The 18,632-nt window shown below is 59.3% G+C and carries 16 protein-coding genes and 1 pseudogene; 7 read left to right on the top strand and 10 right to left on the bottom strand.

The window, feature by feature from the left end:
- The 3 genes and pseudogenes from J9889_RS08030 to J9889_RS08020 form a co-directional block, all read left to right on the top strand.
- Positions 1-147 (top strand): annotated as a pseudogene (locus tag J9889_RS08030) (transposase); the annotation flags it as partial.
- 104 nt (positions 148-251) lie between these two features.
- A complete protein-coding gene (locus tag J9889_RS08025) occupies positions 252-1,283 on the top strand; it encodes an IS630 family transposase (protein ID WP_049636875.1) in 1,032 nt (343 codons plus the stop codon).
- Positions 1,284-1,331: 48 nt separating this feature from the next.
- Positions 1,332-1,733 carry an OST-HTH/LOTUS domain-containing protein gene (locus tag J9889_RS08020; RefSeq protein WP_210556316.1) on the top strand — a complete coding sequence of 134 codons (402 nt, stop codon included), beginning with the start codon at positions 1,332-1,334 and terminating at the stop codon, positions 1,731-1,733.
- Between the two features lie 161 nt (positions 1,734-1,894).
- Here the strand turns inward: J9889_RS08020 and J9889_RS08015 are convergent, their stop codons facing one another.
- From J9889_RS08015 to sdhC, 9 genes are all read right to left on the bottom strand, one after another.
- Positions 1,895-2,302, bottom strand: a complete 408-nt coding sequence (locus J9889_RS08015) for a hypothetical protein (protein WP_125117235.1) — start codon at positions 2,300-2,302, stop codon at positions 1,895-1,897.
- A 404-nt stretch (positions 2,303-2,706) separates the two neighbouring features.
- Positions 2,707-3,579 carry a succinate--CoA ligase subunit alpha gene (gene sucD, locus J9889_RS08010; RefSeq protein WP_005300222.1) on the bottom strand — a complete coding sequence of 291 codons (873 nt, stop codon included), beginning with the start codon at positions 3,577-3,579 and terminating at the stop codon, positions 2,707-2,709.
- Positions 3,579-4,745 carry an ADP-forming succinate--CoA ligase subunit beta gene (gene sucC / locus J9889_RS08005; protein ID WP_005300220.1) on the bottom strand — a complete coding sequence of 389 codons (1,167 nt, stop codon included), beginning with the start codon at positions 4,743-4,745 and terminating at the stop codon, positions 3,579-3,581. Before sucC ends, sucD begins: the two co-directional genes overlap by 1 nt.
- A 108-nt stretch (positions 4,746-4,853) precedes the next feature.
- Positions 4,854-6,047 (bottom strand): 2-oxoglutarate dehydrogenase complex dihydrolipoyllysine-residue succinyltransferase, encoded by a 1,194-nt coding sequence (gene odhB, locus J9889_RS08000; protein WP_010674499.1) that lies wholly within the window; start codon positions 6,045-6,047, stop codon positions 4,854-4,856.
- 88 nt (positions 6,048-6,135) lie between these two features.
- A complete protein-coding gene (sucA, locus tag J9889_RS07995; RefSeq protein WP_010674498.1) occupies positions 6,136-8,946 on the bottom strand; it encodes a 2-oxoglutarate dehydrogenase E1 component in 2,811 nt (936 codons plus the stop codon).
- Positions 8,947-9,060: 114 nt separating this feature from the next.
- On the bottom strand, positions 9,061-9,777 hold the full coding sequence (locus tag J9889_RS07990) for a succinate dehydrogenase iron-sulfur subunit (RefSeq protein WP_010674497.1): 717 nt from the start codon (positions 9,775-9,777) through the stop codon (positions 9,061-9,063).
- A gap of 17 nt (positions 9,778-9,794) precedes the next feature.
- Positions 9,795-11,561 carry a succinate dehydrogenase flavoprotein subunit gene (gene sdhA, locus J9889_RS07985; protein ID WP_029314421.1) on the bottom strand — a complete coding sequence of 589 codons (1,767 nt, stop codon included), beginning with the start codon at positions 11,559-11,561 and terminating at the stop codon, positions 9,795-9,797.
- 1 nt (position 11,562) lies between these two features.
- Positions 11,563-11,907 (bottom strand): succinate dehydrogenase, hydrophobic membrane anchor protein, encoded by a 345-nt coding sequence (sdhD, locus tag J9889_RS07980; RefSeq protein WP_010674495.1) that lies wholly within the window; start codon positions 11,905-11,907, stop codon positions 11,563-11,565.
- Positions 11,901-12,290, bottom strand: coding sequence for a succinate dehydrogenase cytochrome b556 subunit (gene sdhC, locus J9889_RS07975; protein ID WP_029314418.1), 390 nt, complete (start codon positions 12,288-12,290; stop codon positions 11,901-11,903). Before sdhC ends, sdhD begins: the two co-directional genes overlap by 7 nt.
- A 423-nt stretch (positions 12,291-12,713) precedes the next feature.
- Here sdhC and J9889_RS07970 point away from each other — a divergent pair, with 423 nt between their 5' ends.
- The 3 genes from J9889_RS07970 to J9889_RS07960 all read left to right on the top strand — a co-directional run bounded on the left by J9889_RS07970 (position 12,714) and on the right by J9889_RS07960 (position 15,030).
- Complete coding sequence (locus tag J9889_RS07970; RefSeq protein WP_010674492.1) at positions 12,714-14,000, top strand: citrate synthase; 1,287 nt, start codon at positions 12,714-12,716, stop codon at positions 13,998-14,000.
- Positions 14,001-14,093: 93 nt separating this feature from the next.
- Positions 14,094-14,408, top strand: coding sequence for a DUF4377 domain-containing protein (locus J9889_RS07965; RefSeq protein WP_010674491.1), 315 nt, complete (start codon positions 14,094-14,096; stop codon positions 14,406-14,408).
- Positions 14,409-14,505: 97 nt separating this feature from the next.
- Positions 14,506-15,030: a GNAT family N-acetyltransferase gene (locus J9889_RS07960; protein ID WP_010674490.1), complete on the top strand. Its 525-nt coding sequence runs from the start codon at positions 14,506-14,508 to the stop codon at positions 15,028-15,030.
- A 69-nt stretch (positions 15,031-15,099) separates the two neighbouring features.
- Here the strand turns inward: J9889_RS07960 and fabB are convergent, their stop codons facing one another.
- Positions 15,100-16,311 (bottom strand): beta-ketoacyl-ACP synthase I, encoded by a 1,212-nt coding sequence (fabB, locus tag J9889_RS07955; protein WP_029314417.1) that lies wholly within the window; start codon positions 16,309-16,311, stop codon positions 15,100-15,102.
- 90 nt (positions 16,312-16,401) lie between these two features.
- Here fabB and mnmC point away from each other — a divergent pair, with 90 nt between their 5' ends.
- Positions 16,402-18,417, top strand: a complete 2,016-nt coding sequence (mnmC, locus tag J9889_RS07950) for a bifunctional tRNA (5-methylaminomethyl-2-thiouridine)(34)-methyltransferase MnmD/FAD-dependent 5-carboxymethylaminomethyl-2-thiouridine(34) oxidoreductase MnmC (protein ID WP_174217469.1) — start codon at positions 16,402-16,404, stop codon at positions 18,415-18,417.
- The last annotated feature ends 215 nt before the right edge of the window (positions 18,418-18,632 follow it).

Genomic DNA, 18,632 nt, shown 5'->3' with positions numbered 1-18,632 from the left:
CTGCGCCACCACTACCGACGAGCCAAAACCATCACGTTGATCCTCGATAACTACATCATTCACAAAAGCAAACAGACCGAGCGATGGTTGAAGAAGAATCCCAAGTTCTGCCTGGTGTTCCAGCCAGTTTACAGCCCTTGGGTTAAATAGCTGTTCCGAATAGTAGATCACAGGAGGAAGGGAACTCAGTCCAGTTTGTGCGATCTCATTAGGCGCGAAACAAAACAAGCCACACCAAAAGGACTGAGTTGATGCCTATCCTACCACCCCTGCCACGACCACAACGGCGCCGCATTCACAAAATCATCCATGCCACGCGTGATAAAGGGCATGCTCGTCGCTTGATGGCCATCTTGCTGTTACATGAAGGACGCACGATCACTGATGTTCATCACCTTACCGGCGCTGCTCGCTCGACCATCGGCCGTTGGCTTCGGTGGTATCGGGATGAAGGTGTGGGGGCGTTAGAAGCCTTACCGGCTGGCCGTGCCCCGATCTTACCTGTCGCCAAGATTGTCACCTTACTGGTGCTGCTCATGCAGTTTTCTCCGCAAGATTTTGGTTATCAGCGCAGCCGTTGGTGTACCGAACTATTGGCTATCAAAATCAATCGGTTAATGGGGCTCAATATGGCAGCCTCCACGCTCCGCCGATGGTTACCGCGTATGGGCATTGTCTGGCGAAGGCCCGTGCCGACCTTGCGGATAAAAGACCCTGCCTATCAGGAGAAAATGGCTAATATCGACGCGGCACTGGCCCGCTGTGATGCAGATAATCCGGTGTTTTATGAGGATGAAGTCGATATAGACCTTAATCCCAAATTAGGGGCCGACTGGATGTTCAGAGCGCAGCAAAAGCGGGTTGTCACACCTGGAAAGAACGCCAAACATTACCTGGCAGGCGTTCTCCATGCAGGCAATGGAAGAGTACTTTACGTCAGCGGGATAAAGAAAAACTCATCGCTGTTTATCGCCATGCTGGAAAAGCTGCGTCGCCACTACCGACGAGCCAAAACCATCACACTGATCCTCGATAACTACATCATTCACAAAAGCAAACAGACCGAGCGATGGTTGAAGAAGAACCCCAAGTTCTGCCTGGTGTTCCAGCCAGTTTACAGCCCTTGGGTTAATCACATCGAACGGCTGTGGCACAAGTTACATGAAACCATCACGCGCAATCATCAATGCAGAGGAATGGCCAGCCTGCTGGCCCGAGTGAAACACTTCATGGATACCGTGTCTCCTTTCCCGGGGAATGGCTATGGTACAGCGAAGGTGTAGCACTATTGGGATCAGTTATTTAGAACACTTGCTGATGGAAAATTCGTCATCGGATTTGGAGAGCGAAAAGCACCATTACCATTCGTCAATAGTTGCTCTCGATTTCTATATCTTGATGCAGAACCGGCTCTGGAACAACCCATTCAAAAACAAAGTAAAAATATAAAGGGGGACACAAAACTCATCAATTTACTCAGGCAAGCAATAGATGCTATTGGCGAAGATGATGGCTGGGCCATGCTTGGCGAGATTGGCAACCACATTTCAAACCATGCTTCATTTGATCAACGAAACTACGGATTTAGAAAACTGAGCGATCTATTCCAGTCCATCGATCTCTTCGAGATGAAAAAGACAAATGGTTCAGTTATTTGGGTTAGAGACAAAAGAAAAGCAAAACAACTGAATAAGTCCACGACGCCCTTACAATCCGCAGCAAGTAAAAACTAATCATAAGTCTCTATGGTCGAAGAACGAAACGAGCTCTGACACGCAAAATATACTCCCTAATAAATGCAGCCAATAAGTTGGCATCTTCGTTAGGGAGTTATCTGAAGTGATAAAATAAACCATCACCTCGCTAAAAGATACATTATTTGTCATTAAAAGCTTTAACGTGATTGAACCAACCCTAAAAACAATCTAACGCTAGGATAAGATATAATAGCTCCGAACACAGCGATACCAACCCCCAGCTCCCGACAATAACCAATCGACAGCATATAGTTTGAAAATATCCACAGGAGACCACTCGCTTTCCCACTAAATGTCATTATTTCACATGAATCAGCCAAAACAATATTGGTACCGATAAGCACAAAACCGGCGCCGGCAGAAAAGACCAGCAACGCATGACCAATGACAAAGAGCTGGGCCCGCTTATCGCCATCAGAAAAATAAATGCCAAACCAGAATAAAACCAGAGATAACGGGAACAGGTTAAATGCAATCCAATCAATCACTCTGGTAGAGGATGAACTATCAAAAATGACTGCATTGCCGGTAACAACAAGCAACATGATAAACAGCAGAAAAAACCACCTCATTGTTTCACCCAAGCACCAAGAACGACGATATGATTGTTATATCCTCATCTGCTGAACTTGCGAAGCTGACATTCACGAACACCGATTACTATTTAAGATAGTCAGCCATAAAAAAGCCGCCCATTGGGCCAATGCTGTTCAGATAAGCACTTTTTTGACTGATTATTCATAAATTGGATTTGAGTTGAGGGGGCAAGGCTGTGTCCAGTCGATCTTCCTCCAGCCTTTATCCAGCAGGGCTTGCAATAGAAAGAGGGAGGCATCATGCCTCCCTCGCTTTTTTGTCCTGATACTACGTGGACTGGAACTCAAATTCTCTTAAGTGAACAGCATTGCGCCCATTGGGCGGCTTTTTCAATTAGAGATAATAGGCTGACTTACCAGCCGGTCACTTCACGCAGGGCCTTGCCGATATCGGCCAGGGAGCGCACGGTTTTCACGCCGGCATCTTCCAGGGCGGCAAATTTCTCTGCTGCCGTGCCTTTGCCACCGGCGATGATGGCGCCCGCATGACCCATGCGCTTGCCAGCCGGGGCGGTGACGCCCGCGATGTAGGAGACCACCGGCTTGGTGACGTGGGCCTTGATGTAGGCCGCCGCGTCTTCCTCGGCGTTGCCGCCGATCTCGCCGATCATCACGATGGCTTCGGTCTGCGGGTCATTCTGGAACATCTCCAGGATGTCGATGAAGTTGGAACCCGGGATGGGGTCGCCACCGATACCGACGCAGGTGGACTGGCCGAAGCCCTCGTCCGTGGTCTGCTTGACCGCTTCGTAGGTCAGGGTGCCGGAGCGGGAGACGATGCCCACCTTGCCCGGCTTGTGGATGTGGCCCGGCATGATGCCAATCTTGCACTCACCCGGGGTGATGACACCCGGGCAGTTGGGGCCGATCATGCGCACGCCGGTTTCCTGCAGCTTCACCTTGACGTCCAGCATGTCCAGGGTCGGGATGCCTTCGGTGATGGTGACGATGAGCTTGATACCGGCATCGATGGCTTCCAGGATGGCGTCCTTGCAGAACGGGGCCGGTACATAGATGACGGAGGCGGTGGCGCCGGTGGCTTCCACGGCGTCACGGACAGTGTTGAACACCGGCAGGCCCAGGTGGGTGGTGCCACCCTTGCCCGGGGAGACGCCGCCGACCATCTGGGTACCGTAGGCAATGGCCTGTTCGGAGTGGAAGGTACCCTGACCGCCGGTAAAGCCCTGGCAGATCACCTTGGTGTCTTTGTTGATCAGAACGCTCATTATTTGGCCTCCGCTGCTTTTACCACTTGCTGAGCTGCGTCAGTCAGACTCGTTGCGGCGATGATATTGAGGCCGCTGTCGGCCAGTTTACGGGCACCCAGTTCGGCGTTGTTGCCTTCCAGACGCACCACCACGGGCACTTTCACCCCCACTTCCTTGACGGCGCCGATGATGCCTTCCGCGATCATGTCGCAGCGCACGATGCCGCCAAAGATGTTGACCAGCACGGCTTGTACCTTGCTGTCGGAGAGGATGATCTTGAAGGCCTCGGTCACGCGCTCCTTGGTGGCGCCGCCGCCGACGTCCAGGAAGTTGGCCGGGGAACCGCCGTGCAGGTTGACGATGTCCATGGTGCCCATGGCCAGGCCCGCGCCGTTGACCATGCAGCCGATGTTGCCATCGAGCGCCACATAGTTCAGCTCCCACTGGGCGGCGTGCGCTTCGCGGGGGTCATCCTGGGACGGGTCGTGCATCTCGCGCAGCTTGGGCTGACGGTACAGGGCGTTGGCGTCGATGTTGATCTTGCCGTCCAGGCAGTGCAGGTTGCCCTTGTCGGTGATGACCAGGGGGTTGATCTCCAGCAGGGCGAAGTCGCAGTCCAGGAACATCTGGCCCAGGCCCATGAAGATCTTGGTGAACTGCTTGATCTGATCGCCGACCAGACCCAGCTTGAAGGCCAGCTCGCGGGCCTGATAAGGCTGCGGGCCTACCAGGGGATCGATGGCAGCCTTGTGAATGAGTTCCGGGGTTTCGTGGGCGACTTTCTCAATCTCCACACCACCTTCGGTGGAAGCCATGAAGACCACGCGGCGAGAGCCACGGTCAACCACGGCGCCCAGGTACAGTTCCTTGGCGATGTCGGTGCAGGACTCCACCAGGATCTTGGTAACCGGCTGACCATTGGCGTCAGTCTGATAGGTCACCAGGTTCTTGCCGAGCCAGTTCTGGGCGAAGGCGCGGATCTCGTCCTTGCTCTTGGCCAGCTTGACGCCGCCCGCCTTGCCGCGGCCACCGGCGTGGACCTGGCACTTGACGACCCAGGTGTTGCCGCCAATCTTGTCGGCCGCTTCGGCCGCTTCCTGCGGGGTGGCACAGGCATAACCTTCGGAGACCGGCAGGCCATACTCGGCAAACAGCTGTTTTGCCTGATATTCATGCAGATTCATAGATGCTCTATCCGTGTTGTAGGTATTTCCGTCCGGGGCTCGTGTTTCTCAATCCCCTGTGAATGGGGGGGCCTGGGCGGCCCCTCGTTATCTTTCAGTCACGCTTGCTCAGACATCCAGCAGCAGACGGGTCGGGTCTTCCAGGAGCTCCTTGATGGAGACCAGGAAGCCCACGGACTCGCGGCCGTCGATGATGCGGTGATCGTAGGAGAGCGCCAGGTACATCATCGGCAGGATCTCGACCTTGCCGTCGACGGCCATGGGGCGGTCCTGGATCTTGTGCATACCCAGAATGGCGCTCTGGGGCGGGTTGATGATGGGGGTGGACATCAGGGAGCCGAACACGCCGCCGTTGGTGATGGTGAAGTTGCCGCCAGTCAGTTCATCCACGGTCAGCTTGCCGTCACGGCCCTTGCCGGCCAGATCCTTGATGGCCTTCTCGATGTCCGCCAGGCTCATGTTGTCGCAGTCGCGCAGCACCGGGGTCACCAGACCACGGGGGGTGGAGACGGCGATGCTGATGTCGAAGTAGTTGTGGTAGACGATGTCGTCACCGTCCAGCGCCGCGTTCACTTCCGGGTAGCGCTTGAGGGATTCGACCACGGCCTTCACATAGAAGGACATGAAGCCGAGCTTGATGCCGTGCTTCTTCTCGAAGATCTCGCCGTACTGCTTGCGCAGCTTCATGATGGGCGCCATGTTGATCTCGTTGAAAGTGGTCAGCATGGCGGTGGTGTTCTTGGCCTCCAGCAGACGCTCGGCGATGCGCTTGCGCAGACGGGTCATGGGCACACGCTTCTCGGTGCGACCGGCCAGCGGCGCGACCGGTGCGGCAGCCACGGGAGTGGCAGCAGTCGGCGCAGCCACGGGAGCCTTGCCCAGATTCTTGATGAAGGCTTCCACGTCTTCCTTGGTGACACGACCACCCTTGCCAGTGCCGGTCAGCTTGGCGACGTCGATGTCATGCTCGGCCACCATGCGGCGCACGGAAGGGCTCAGGCCATCGGCTGCGTCATCGGCCACGGCTTCCACCGGCTTTTCGCTGGTCGCTTCACCGGCAACGGGGGCCGGCTTGAGCATGGCGATCAGCTGGCGGGAGAGCACGGTGGCCCCTTCGCTCTGCAGGATGTCGCCCAGTACGCCGGCTTCCGGCGCGGGCACTTCCAGCACGACTTTATCGGTTTCGATGTCAACCAGCACTTCGTCACGGGCAACCAGATCACCCGGTTTCTTGTGCCAGGTCGCGATGGTGGCATCCGCCACTGATTCCGGCAGGTCCGGTACCTTGATCTCGATAGTCATGTAATCAGTTCCTTGTTACTTCTTGGCCAGCAGGCTTGTTCCAGGTCAGAGAGGATCCCGACACGGGCCCTCCTCATCCACAACTCGTTCATTCCAGGGTAAGGGCGTCTTCCACCAGGGCTTTTTGCTGCTTGGCGTGGACGGACATGTAACCGACGGCCGGTGAGGCCGAGGCCGGGCGACCGGCATAACGCAGACGGGCATGGCTTGGCAGCACGCTGTCGTAGTGATGACGGGTGCTGTACCAGGCGCCCTGGTTCTGCGGCTCTTCCTGACACCAGACGAAGTCGGTGACATGGCTGTAATCGGCCAGGATGGCGCGCACTTCCTCTTCCGGGAAGGGGTAGAGCTGCTCGATCCGTACCAGGGCCACGTCCTGCTGCTCGGCCTTGCGACGGGCATCGAGCAGGTCGTAGTAAACCTTGCCGGAGCAGAAGACCACGCGCTTGACGCCTTTGGGATCCAGCGCATCGATTTCGCCGATGGCGTTCTGGAAGGTGCCCTCTGCCAGCTCTTCGAGCTTGCTCACCGCCAGCGGGTGGCGCAGCAGGGATTTGGGCGTCATCACGATGAGCGGACGGCGCATGGGGCGCACCACCTGGCGACGCAGCATGTGGAACACCTGCGCCGGGGTGGAGGGCACGCACACCTGCATGTTGTGCTGGGCGCACATCTGCAGATAACGCTCCAGACGGGCAGAGGAGTGCTCCGGGCCCTGGCCCTCGTAACCGTGGGGCAGCAGCATGGTCAGGCCGCACATCCGGCCCCACTTCTGCTCGCCGGAGGAGAGGAACTGGTCCACCACCACCTGGGCGCAGTTGGCGAAGTCACCGAACTGGGCTTCCCAGATGGTGAGACCGGCCGGCTCCGCGCTGGCGTAGCCATATTCAAACGCCAGTACCGCGTTCTCGGTCAGCACGGAGTCGTACACCTCGAACGGGCCCTGCTCGTCGTGCAGGTTGCACAGCGGGGTGTAGGTGCTGGCATCGGTCTGGCTGTGCAGCACGGCGTGGCGATGGAAGAAGGTACCGCGGCCGGAGTCTTCCCCGGTAAAGCGAATGCGGGATCCCTTGTCCACCAGGGTGGCGTAGGCCAGGGTCTCGGCAAAGCCCCAGTCCACCAGTTTCTCACCGGCGGCCATCAGGCGACGGTCTTCGTAGATCTTCTCGACCTGGCGTTGCAGCACATGGGTGGCCGGATACTGGCTGATGCGCTCGCCGAGGGCCTTCAGGTGATCCATCGGCACAGTGCTGTCATAGGCCATGGCCCAGTCGTGACCCAGATAAGGGGTCCAGTCCACGGAATGCAGCTCCATGGGGCGCCATTCCTTGCTCACCCGCTCGCCCCGATCCAGGGTATCGCGATAGTCGTTGACCAGGGTGGTAGCCAGCTCCGGTGCGATGGCTCCTTCGGCGATCAGCTGATCGGCGTAGATCTTGCGCGGGGTCGGGTGCTGCTTGATCTTCTGATACATCAGGGGCTGGGTCGCGCTCGGCTCGTCAGCCTCATTGTGACCGTGACGACGGTAGCAGACCAGCTCGATCACCACGTCGCGCTTGAAGGTGTTGCGGTAATCCAGGGCAATCTGGGTCACCAGTACCACGGCTTCCGGGTCATCCCCGTTGACGTGCAGCACAGGTGCCTGCACCGCCTTGGCGATGTCGGTGCAATATTCGGTGGAGCGCAGGTCACGGATATAGGAGGTGGTGAAGCCCACCTGGTTGTTGATGACGATGCGCACCGTCCCGCCCACGCCATAGGCACGGGTCTGGGACATGTTGAAGGTCTCGGCAACGACCCCCTGCCCCGCGATGGCGGAGTCACCGTGGATGGTGATGGGCAGGACGCTGGAGCCGTCCTTGTCACCGCGACGGTCCATACGGGCACGCACGGAGCCGATGACCACGGGGTTGACGATCTCGAGGTGCGACGGGTTGAAGGCGAGCGCCAGGTGGACGTTGCCGCCCGGGGTGGCGAAGTCGGAGGAGAAGCCCATGTGGTACTTCACATCCCCTGTGCCCCAGGATTCGCCGTGCTTGCCGGCGAACTCGTCGAACAGGTCCTGAGCGCGCTTGCCCAGTACGTTGATGAGCACGTTGAGGCGACCGCGGTGGGCCATACCGATGACGGCTTCCTTGCAACCCTGCTCACCGGCGCGGCGAATAAGCTCTTTGAGCATGGGCACCATGGCATCGCCCCCTTCCAGGGAGAAACGCTTGGCCCCCGGGAACTTGGCACCCAGGTATTTTTCCAGCCCTTCGGCGGCGGTCAGGCTCTCGAGGAAGCGGGTCTTCTCTTCGAGGGTATAGTTGCCCTTCCCTTCGATGGATTCCAGCCTGTCTTGCAGCCAGCGCTTCTCCTCGGTGGAGGTGAGGTGCATGTAGTCGGCGCCGATGCTGCCGCAATAGGTTTTCTTCAGCGAGGCATACAGATCGGAGAGCACCATGGTCTCGCGACCGATGGCGTAGGAGCCCACATTGAAGGTGGCCTCCATGTCTGCACCTTGCAGGTTGTGGAAGGCCGGATCCAGCTCGGCGACCGGCTCGCGCTGCCACAGACCCAGGGGGTCCAGGTTGGCGTTCTGGTGACCGCGGAAGCGGAAGGCGTTGATCAGTTGCAGTACGCGAACCTGTTTGGCATCCACCTGGGGATCGGAGACGGGAGCGCTGTAACGGGAGGAGTCCTTGGCCAGGCGGCGGAAATAGTCGCGAACCTGGGAGTGGGGTTGTTCTACTGCATGTCCGTTGACCTGGGGCAGCGACTGGAACAGGCTGCGCCATTCGTCGGCAACGGAGTCGGGGTTTTCCAGGAAGGATTCGTACAAATCCTCAATGTAGCTTGCATTCGCACCAGCCAGGTGAGATGACTCCAACCAGGCCTTCATCACGCCGTTATGCATTTCTATCCCTTGTACATCTTGTTCGCTGCACTGCAGCTTGTAGGGTCATAGCCATCCCGGGGCGGGATGGCTATCCAGAGGTCGGGCCCGGCGCAAGGCGCCCTGGCCCCGATACTACACGGCTCGGTTGAGCAACATCGACTTGATCTGACCGATGGCCTTGGTCGGGTTCAAGCCCTTGGGACAGACGTTCACGCAGTTCATGATGCCGTGGCAGCGGAACACGCTGAAGGCGTCATCCAGGTTGCCCAGTCGCTCACTGGCCGCAGTGTCGCGGCTGTCCGCCAGCCAGCGATAGGCGGCGAGCAGGCCGGCCGGACCGATGAACTTGTCCGGGTTCCACCAGAAGGAGGGGCAAGAGGTGGAGCAGCAGGCACAGAGTATGCACTCGTACAGGCCATCCAGCTTGGCGCGCTCTTCGGGGGATTGCAGGTGCTCACGCACGGGCGGCAGTTTTTCGTCGTTGATGAGGAAGGGTTTGACCTTCTCCCACTGGGTGTAGAACTGGGTCATGTCGATCACCAGATCCCGGATCACCGGCAGACCGGGCAAGGGTCGAATGACGACCTTGCTGCCCTTCTTCAAGAGATCGGAGAGCGGCGTGATGCAGGCCAGACCGTTCTTGCCATTCATGTTGAGACCGTCAGATCCACAGACCCCTTCGCGGCAGGAGCGGCGGAAGGCGAGCGTGGGATCCAGCTCCTTGAGCTGGATCAGTGCGTCGAGTACCATCATGTCGGAACCTTCAGGAATATCAAGACGATAATCCTTCATATACGGGACGTTATCAACGTCCGGATTGTATCTGTAGACAGAGAATGTGACGTTCATTGTGCTTGGCTCCGCAATCAGTAAGTCCGGACCTTGGGCGGGAACGCCTCACGGGTCTTGGGTGACATGTTGACAGCGCGACGGGTCATGGACTCGGTGTCCGGATGATAGAGGCTGTGGCACAGCCAGCTCTCATCGTCACGCTCCGGGAAGTCGAAGCGGCTGTGGGCGCCACGACTCTCGGTACGGAAGTTCGCCGCCACCGCGGTGGCATAGGCGGTCTCCATCAGGTTGTCCAGCTCCAGGCACTCGATGCGCTGGGTATTGAACTCCTTGGAGGTGTCGTCCAGACGGGCGTTCTTGAGACGCTCGCGGATGAGTTTCAGCTCGGCCAGCCCTTCTGCCATGGCATCCCCTTCCCGGAACACGGAGAAGTTGTTCTGCATGCAGCGCTGCAGGTCCTTGCGGATCTGTGCCGGGTCTTCCCCGTCACGGTTGTTTTCCCAGCGGTTGAAGCGCTCCAGCGCCTTGGCGATGTCGGCGTCGGTGGCTTCCACACCGTGCTCCATCGAACCAAGGGTCTCCACCAGGTGCATGCCGGCAGCACGACCGAACACCACCAGATCCAGCAGGGAGTTGCCGCCCAGACGGTTGGCACCGTGCACGGAGACGCAGGCGATCTCGCCCACCGCGAACAGACCGACCACCGGCACGTCGTTGCCATCCTTGTCCTGGGTCAGGCACTGGCCGTTCACGCTGGTCGGCACGCCGCCCATCATGTAGTGGCAGGTCGGGATGATGGGGATGGGCTCTTTGACCGGATCCACGTGGGCGAAGGTGCGAGAGAGCTCGCAGATGCCCGGCAGGCGGGATTCCAGCACCTCTTTGCCCAGATGATCCAGCTTGAGCTTGATGTGCGGGCCCCAGGGACCGTCACAGCCACGGCCTTCGCGGATCTCGATCATGATGGAACGGGCCACCACGTCGCGACCGGCCAGATCCTTGGCGTTTGGTGCATAACGCTCCATGAAGCGCTCGCCGTCCTTGTTCAGCAGGTAGCCGCCTTCACCACGGCAACCTTCGGTGACCAGTACCCCTGCCCCGGCGATACCGGTGGGGTGGAACTGCCAGAACTCCATGTCCTGCACGCCGACCCCGGCACGCAGCGCCATGCCGACGCCGTCACCGGTGTTGATGTGGGCGTTGGTGGTGGACTGGTAGATGCGACCGGCGCCGCCGGTGGCGAGCACGGTGGCCTTGGCCTTGAAGTAGACGACCTCGCCGCTCTCCATGTCGATGGCGGTACAGCCGACGATATGGCCATCCTGGTTCTTCACCAGATCCAGGGCATACCACTCGGAGAAGACGGTGGTCTTGTTCTTGACGTTTTGTTGATAGAGGGTGTGCAGCAGGGCGTGACCGGTACGGTCGGCTGCCGCCGCGGTGCGGGCAGCCTGCTCGCCGCCGAAGTTTTTGGACTGACCGCCGAACGGACGCTGGTAGACGGTACCGTTGTCAAAGCGGGAGAAAGGCAAGCCCATGTTCTCCAGCTCATAGATGGCCTCGGGGCCGGTCTTGCACATGTACTCGATGGCTTCCTGATCACCGATATAATCGGAGCCCTTGACGGTGTCATACATGTGCCACTGCCAGTTGTCGTCGTGGGCATTGCCCAGGGCGACCGTGATCCCGCCCTGGGCGGAGACCGTGTGGGAACGGGTCGGGAAAACCTTGGATAACAGGGCGCAGCTCTTGCCGGACTGGGCAATCTGCAGCGCGGCGCGCATACCTGCGCCACCGGCACCGATCACGACCGCATCAAATTCACGAGTTGGAATAGTCACCTTACACACCCCACAGCACGACGAAACCAGTCATCACATAGACAAACAGCACCACCACCAGCACAAACTGCAGCGCACCGCGCAGTCCGACCGGCTTGATATAGTCGGTCAGCACCTGCCACAGACCGATCCAGGCGTGGATCAAGACGCATACGAGCGTCAGCAGGGTGAAGACCTTGGTGAAGGTGTTGGAGAAGAAGCCGGTCCACACCTCGTAGGTGATGTCGTTGAACGCGACAAAGCCAACCAGATAGAGGACGTAGCACGTCATGATGAGGGCGGTGGCGCGGATCAGGATGTAATCATGAACACCGCTGCGCCCGAAAGTTGCAGAATTGGTTACCATACCAGCACCCCCGCCAATACCGCCAAAACCGCGGTGATCACGAAGGCCACACGGGCACTCTGATTACCGGATTCCAGCTCTTCCCAATAGCCCATGTCCATGACCAGGTGCCGCAGACCGCCCACGATGTGGTAAGCCAGCGCGGTCAGGATCCCCCACAGCACGAACTTGACCAGGAAGTTGTCCATGATGGCAACGACCGATTCAAATCCTTCGGGAGAGGCGAGTGAAGTACCAAGCATCCACAGCAAGATGGCCAATGCCACAAAGGTGATGACCCCTGAGACACGATGCAAGATGGAAGCGATGGCGGTGACAGGAAAGCTGATCGTCTGTAGGTCGAGGTTTACAGGTCTCTGTTTGTTTTTCACGGCTTTGCCCACTCAGCTCCATTGAGCACGTTAGTTATTGTTTTCACACGCTTTGAGGGCGAGGAGTGGCATTTGTTAGGTTTTTGTTACCAAAACAACTCAGGAAAGCCAAAAATAACATTTTCGATATCACATCTGGCTTTGCGAAAGCGTTTCAAACACCGACGACCATCACCCACGTGGCGCAGTATATCGGCGGCCTTAACCAATGACAATCAAATAGCTACACAGAAAATCCAAAACCGTAAACCAGATCTCACAACAGCTTTAACAAGTCATTAATGATCATCCAGCAAAATTGACAAAGACATGGTTCTCTGGTTCAAATAAGGCGCTCCAGCCGCCGTGGTACGGGTAAGAACCTTTGCCAGCGTCATAACAGTCGTAATAAAGTAGGGCTGGAACCAAATTATAAAAGAGCAAAGGAGACGTGCTATGGCTGATAAGATAGCCACCCTACATCTGCCCGGAAAAGAGCCGGTTGAATTGCCGATCCTCTCCGGTACCGTTGGACCCGATGTGATCGATGTCAGAAAGCTGGGCACGCAAGGATATTTCACCTTCGACCCCGGTTTCATGGCCACCGGTTCTTGCAAATCATCTATCACCTACATCGATGGCGACCAGGGTGTCTTGCTGCACCGCGGTTACCCCATCGCCCAGTTGGCCACCCAGGCCAGCTACCTCGAAGTCTGCTACATCCTGCTGTACGGCGAGGCCCCCACCAAGACCCAATATGCGGAATTTGAACGTCTGGTCACCCGCCACACCATGGTGCACGAGCAGATCGCCTTCTTCTTCCGCGGCTTCCGCCGCGACGCCCACCCCATGGCCGTCATGTGCGGCGTGGTCAGCGCGCTGTCCGCTTTCTATCACGACGCCCTCGACATCAACAACGAGGAGCATCGCGAGATCTGTGCCTTCCGTCTGCTCTCCAAGATGCCGACCCTGGCCGCCATGTGTTACAAGTACTCCATCGGTCAGCCCTTCATGCAGCCGCGCAACGCCCTCTCCTATGCAGGCAACTTCCTGCACATGATGTTTGGCGTGCCGACCGAAGAGTACAAGGTCAACCCCATCGTCGAGCGCGCCATGGACCGCATTTTCACCCTGCATGCGGACCATGAGCAAAACGCCTCCACCTCCACCGTGCGTCTGGCCGGTTCTTCCGGTGCCAACCCGTTTGCCTGTATCGCCGCGGGGATCGCCTCCCTGTGGGGCCCGGCCCACGGTGGTGCCAACGAAGCCTGCCTCAAGATGCTCGAAGAGATTGGCTCCGTGGATCGCATCCCCGAGTACATCGGCCGCGCCAAGGACAAGAACGATCCGTTCCGTCTGATGGGCTTCGGTCACCGGGTCTACAAGAACCACGATCCCCGTGCCACCGTGATGCGTGAAACCTGCCACGAGGTGCTTACCGAGCTGCAGATCAAGGATCCGCTGCTGGACGTGGCCATGGAGCTGGAACGCATCGCGCTGTCCGACCCCTACTTCATCGAGAAGAAGCTCTACCCGAACGTGGACTTCTACTCCGGCATCATCATGAAGGCCATCGGCATCCCCATGTCCATGTTCACCGTGATCTTCGCCATCTCCCGTACCATCGGCTGGATTGCCCACTGGAACGAGATGCATTCGGACCCGGATCAGAAGATCGGCCGTCCCCGTCAGCTCTACACCGGTCAGCCCCTGCGCGAATTCGTGCCCCTCGACCAGCGCTGAGCCCGATCTGTCATGGTTTGTTACAAAGGCGGTCATTGACCGCCTTTTCTTTTGCAGGTTTAATCGCGCCCTTTTACGCCAAGGACACTCATCATGAAATCTCCCCTGCTCCTCAGCTCCGCCCTCCTGCTCAGCGCCTGCCAGAGCGCCCCGACCACCGAAACCCTCTATATCCAGGACAAACTGGCAGACTGCGTCGGCGTCGCCCCCATGAAGTGCATGCAGGTACGTAGTCAGCCAGGCGAGAGCTGGAGCCTCTTCTATCAGCAGATCGAAGGCTTCACCTTCGAGCCGGGCTACCGCTACCAGCTGGAAGTGACCAAGGAGCAACTTGCCGATGTGCCGGCCGATGCCCCTTCCTTGCGCTACCAGCTGGTCAAGGTCGTGAGCAAGGAACCGGTTCGCTGACGAGTCGCTGACAGGTGACCCGGTTTCGTTTGTGTGCTCTCTGGGGTATGCTGTCACCCCTTTTTGCCACGGTTTGAGTACGGACCCGACCCGCATCATGATCACGATCCGCACCATCCGCACGCCAGACTGGCCCGCCATCATGGCCATCCAGCACGAGTGTTATCACCAGTTCGAACCAGAGCCCCTCGAGGTGATGCAGAACAAAACCGAGCTGGCCCCCGCCTCCTGCTGGGTGGCCGAGCGTCAGGGCAAGGTGCTGGGTTACCTGCTCTGCCACCCCTGGCGTGCCCACCAGCCCCCGCCCCTCTCGGTGCCGATGAAGGCGCTGGCCGGTCACGACGAGTTCTATCTGCACGATCTCGCTGTCTCGAGCAAGGCACGCGGCCTGGGTGTCGGACAGCGGCTGCTGGCAAGGGCGCTCGCTTTCGCGAGCCATGCTGGATATCGCCATGCAGGCCTGGTGGCGGTTCAGGATGCCCCCGCCTTCTGGCGCAAGCAGGGGTTTGTGCCCGCCGACACCGGCAAATCGCTGGTGGAGTATGGTGACGGGGCTGTCTATATGCGGTTGCCCCTGGCAGACAGCGGTCCCAAACCGGGAACCATCAGCAGAATTCAATAAAAAGAGTTCAATAAAAAAGGCGCCTTTCGGCGCCTTTTTCTATTTCGCGTTGTGCTCCCCACGGGGAGATCAAGCCTTGAACTTGCTGAACACCAGAGAGGCGTTGGTACCGCCAAAGCCGAAGCTGTTGGACATGACGGTATTGAGGTCGGCCGCTTCGTATTCACGCACGATGGGCAGGCCCACGGCTTTCTCGTCCAGATTCTCGATGTTGATGCTGGGGGCGATGAAGCCGTGTTCCATCATCAGCAGGGAGTAGACGGCCTCGTGCACGCCGGCGGCGCCCAGAGCATGGCCGGTCATCGCCTTGGTGGCGGAGAGCTTGGGTGCATTGCTGCCAAACAGGGTCTGAATGGCTTCCAGCTCCTTGGTGTCACCGACCGGAGTGGAGGTACCGTGGGTGTTGATGTAATCCACCTTGCCGACCCCCTGCATCGCCATCTTCATGCAACGCACGGCGCCTTCACCGCTCGGGGCCACCATGTCGTAGCCGTCGGAGGTCGCACCGTAACCGGTGATTTCGGCGTAGATGTGGGCACCACGGGCCAGGGCGTGTTCCAGCTCCTCGACCACCAGGATGCCGCCGCCACCGGAGATGACGAAGCCGTCGCGGTCCGCATCATAGGTGCGGGACGCTTTTTCCGGGTTGTCGTTGTACTTGGTGGAGAGCGCGCCCATGGCGTCGAACTGGATGGTGGAAGACCAGTCCAGCTCCTCGCCGCCACCGGCAAAGATGATGTCCTGCTTGCCAAGCTGGATCAGTTCCAAGGCATGACCGATGCAGTGGGCAGAGGTCGCACAGGCGGAGCTGATGGTGTAGTTGACACCCTTGATCTTGAATGGGGTAGCAAGACAGGCGGAGGTGGTGGAGGACATGGTACGCGGCACCATGTAGGGACCCACCCGCTTGACGCCCTTTTCACGGGCGATATCGGCAGACTCGGAGGTGTTCTTGCCGGAGGCGCCGCCGGAACCGGTCACGATGCCGGTACGCTCGTTGGAGACCATCTCTTCCGGCAGGCCGGCATCTTCGATGGCCTGCTGCATGGAGAGGTAGGCGTAGGCCGCGGCGTCACCCATGAAACGCATGACTTTACGGTCGATCAGTTCAGACGGATCGAGTTTGATGTTACCCCAGACACGGCTGCGCAGGTTGTACTGCTCGAACTGCTCGGAATAGGTGATGCCGGATTTGCCTGCTTTCAGGGAGGCCAGCACCTCTTCCTTGTTGTTGCCGATACTGGAGATGACGCCGATACCGGTGATCACTGCTCTTCTCATTAATTCATCTCGTCTGGAAAAACTGGCACCGAGTCTACCCGCTTTCGGCTGCCAAACTGGTCTGCTTTCACGTAGAATGCCCGCGATTTTGTGACGCGAGCCGAGGAAAACGTGAGTCAAACATCCTTACATCATGCCCGATTGGACTGGAACGAAGCGGGAACTCCAGTCTCCAGTGAGTTCGGGGATGTGTACTTTTCCAATGATAACGGTCTAAGTGAAACCCGCTACGTCTTTTTGCAGCAAAATCGACTGCCAGAGCGATTTTCGCACCACGATAGTGACAGTTTCGTGATTGGTGAAACAGGTTTCGGTACAGGACTTAACTTTCTGGCCACAATGGCCGCCTTTCTGGAACAGGCCCCCCTGTCCGGCAACGGATCCCGGCTGCACTTCATCAGCGTCGAGAAATACCCCCTTACCCAGGCCGATCTGCGCAAGGCCCTGGCCGCCTGGCCCGAGCTTGCCCCCTTGAGCCAGCCTCTCATCGACCAGTGGCCGTTGCCGGTCTCCGGCTGCCATCGCCTGCTCTTTGCCGATGGCCGCATCCGCCTCGATCTCTGGTTTGGCGACATCAAGGAGATGCTGCCCCAGGTGCCCCATCCGGCAACCGGTCTGGTGGACGCCTGGTATCTGGACGGTTTCTCCCCTGCCAAGAACCCAGAGATGTGGACCCAAGATCTCTTCGACGATCTCGCTCGCCTCGCCCGCCCCGATGCCACCCTCTCGACCTTTACCTGCGCCGGTTTCGTGCGACGGGGGCTGATTGCCGCCGGCTTTGCCATGAAGAAGGTGAAGGGCCATGGCAGCAAGCGGGAGATGCTGGCGGGTGTTCGGGAAGGCAAAGTGCCGCAGCAGAGCATCGCCCCCTGGTATGCCCGCCCCGCAGGGCGGGAGGGAGAGGTGCTCATCATCGGTGGCGGCATCGCTTCCGCCATGACGGCGCTCTCTCTGGTGGAGCGGGGTCGGCACGTCACCTTGCTGTGCGAAGATGGCGAACCGGCCAGCGGCGCCTCCGGCAATCGACAAGGGGCGCTCTACCCCCTGCTCAACGGCGAGCACGATGCCCTGTCGCGCTTCTATTCGCTGGCCTTTGGCTTTGCCAGAAACCGGCTGCTGGCCCTGGCAAAGCACCACCCCGTCGCCTTCTCCCTGTGTGGCGTCACCCAACTCGGCTACGACGACAAATCCGCCGCCAAGCTTGCCAAGATGAGTCAGGGCCCCTTCCCCCCCGAGCTGATGCACCCACTCTCGGCAGCGGAGGTTGAGCAGGTGGTCGGCCTGCCCTGCGATGCGGATGGTGTGAGCTATCCCCTGGGGGGCTGGCTCTGTCCGGCGGATCTCACCCGCGCCGCCATCAGGGAGGCGCAGGCCAGCGGGCGGCTGGAAGTGGTGTTCAATGCCGCTGCGACCCACATTGCCGAGCAGGACGGTGGTTGGCGAGTGGAGAGCCGGGATGGCCGCCAGTGGCGTGCCCCCAATCTGGTGGTGGCAGCCGGGCATCAGCTGCCAGCCCTTCTCCCCTTTGCCGAGCTGCCGCTCTATCCGGTGCGCGGCCAGGTGAGCCATGTGCCGACCACGGCTGGCTTGAGCCAGCTCAAGACCGTGCTCTGCTACGATGGCTACCTCACCCCGGCCCACAACGGCGCGCACTGCATCGGGGCCAGCTATGGCCGCAACCAGACCGACCTTGCCTACCGCACCGACGAGCAGGAGCAGAACAGGGCGCGGCTGCAAGCCTGTGTACCCCAGCAGCGCTGGCCTGCCGAGGTGGATGTGAGCGGTGCTCAGGCCCGCGTCGGGGTGCGCTGCGCCAGCCGGGATCACCTGCCGGTCGCCGGGCCCGTCGCCCGGTTGGCGGCGCTGGCGGATCATGACGTCAACGCCCCCGCGGATCAGCAGAGCGCACTGCCCCTGCACGCCGGCCTCTACGTGCTGGGGGCGCTCGGCTCCCGGGGGCTCTGCTCGGCGCCCCTGTGCGGCGAGCTGGTCGCCAGCGAGATCTGCGGCGAGCCCCTGCCGCTGGCCGCCGATCTGCTGGAGGCGCTCCATCCCGCCCGCTACTGGGTGCGAAGGCTGCGCAGGGGCAAGCCACTGCGCGACTAGCCACCCAGGAGCCGGGGCTGCCCGCCTCCACGCCATTGGACACACCAACAAAAAACGGGCTCAATCAGCCCGTTTTTTTAGGTTCTTCGCGGGATCTTGGGGAAGTGGAAGTTGACAGACAGGGTGCTGGTAAACTGGCTGTCTCCAAACACACCACCACCATCACCCTGCTGTCGCCGTGCATCATATTGATATTGCCTCCTTCTGGCCAGGTT

Source organism: Aeromonas sp. PrichA-15, assembly GCF_017939245.1.
GTDB classification, from domain to species: Bacteria; Pseudomonadota; Gammaproteobacteria; order Enterobacterales; family Aeromonadaceae; genus Aeromonas; species Aeromonas caviae.
Note: the sequence above shows the minus strand (reverse complement) of the source record. Positions and strands in the feature narration are given on the sequence as shown.

Excerpts from the sequence above, each read along its gene's own strand:
- J9889_RS08025 (WP_049636875.1), top strand. The coding sequence starts at position 252 with ATGCCTATCCTACCACCCCTGCCACGACCACAACGGCGCCGCATTCAC.
- J9889_RS08015 (WP_125117235.1), bottom strand. The coding sequence starts at position 2,302 with ATGTTGCTTGTTGTTACCGGCAATGCAGTCATTTTTGATAGTTCATCC.
- sucD (WP_005300222.1), bottom strand. The coding sequence starts at position 3,579 with ATGAGCGTTCTGATCAACAAAGACACCAAGGTGATCTGCCAGGGCTTT.
- sucC (WP_005300220.1), bottom strand. The coding sequence starts at position 4,745 with ATGAATCTGCATGAATATCAGGCAAAACAGCTGTTTGCCGAGTATGGC.
- odhB (WP_010674499.1), bottom strand. The coding sequence starts at position 6,047 with ATGACTATCGAGATCAAGGTACCGGACCTGCCGGAATCAGTGGCGGAT.
- sucA (WP_010674498.1), bottom strand. The coding sequence starts at position 8,946 with ATGCATAACGGCGTGATGAAGGCCTGGTTGGAGTCATCTCACCTGGCT.
- J9889_RS07990 (WP_010674497.1), bottom strand. The coding sequence starts at position 9,777 with ATGAACGTCACATTCTCTGTCTACAGATACAATCCGGACGTTGATAAC.
- sdhD (WP_010674495.1), bottom strand. The coding sequence starts at position 11,907 with ATGGTAACCAATTCTGCAACTTTCGGGCGCAGCGGTGTTCATGATTAC.
- J9889_RS07970 (WP_010674492.1), top strand. The coding sequence starts at position 12,714 with ATGGCTGATAAGATAGCCACCCTACATCTGCCCGGAAAAGAGCCGGTT.
- J9889_RS07965 (WP_010674491.1), top strand. The coding sequence starts at position 14,094 with ATGAAATCTCCCCTGCTCCTCAGCTCCGCCCTCCTGCTCAGCGCCTGC.
- J9889_RS07960 (WP_010674490.1), top strand. The coding sequence starts at position 14,506 with ATGATCACGATCCGCACCATCCGCACGCCAGACTGGCCCGCCATCATG.
- fabB (WP_029314417.1), bottom strand. The coding sequence starts at position 16,311 with ATGAGAAGAGCAGTGATCACCGGTATCGGCGTCATCTCCAGTATCGGC.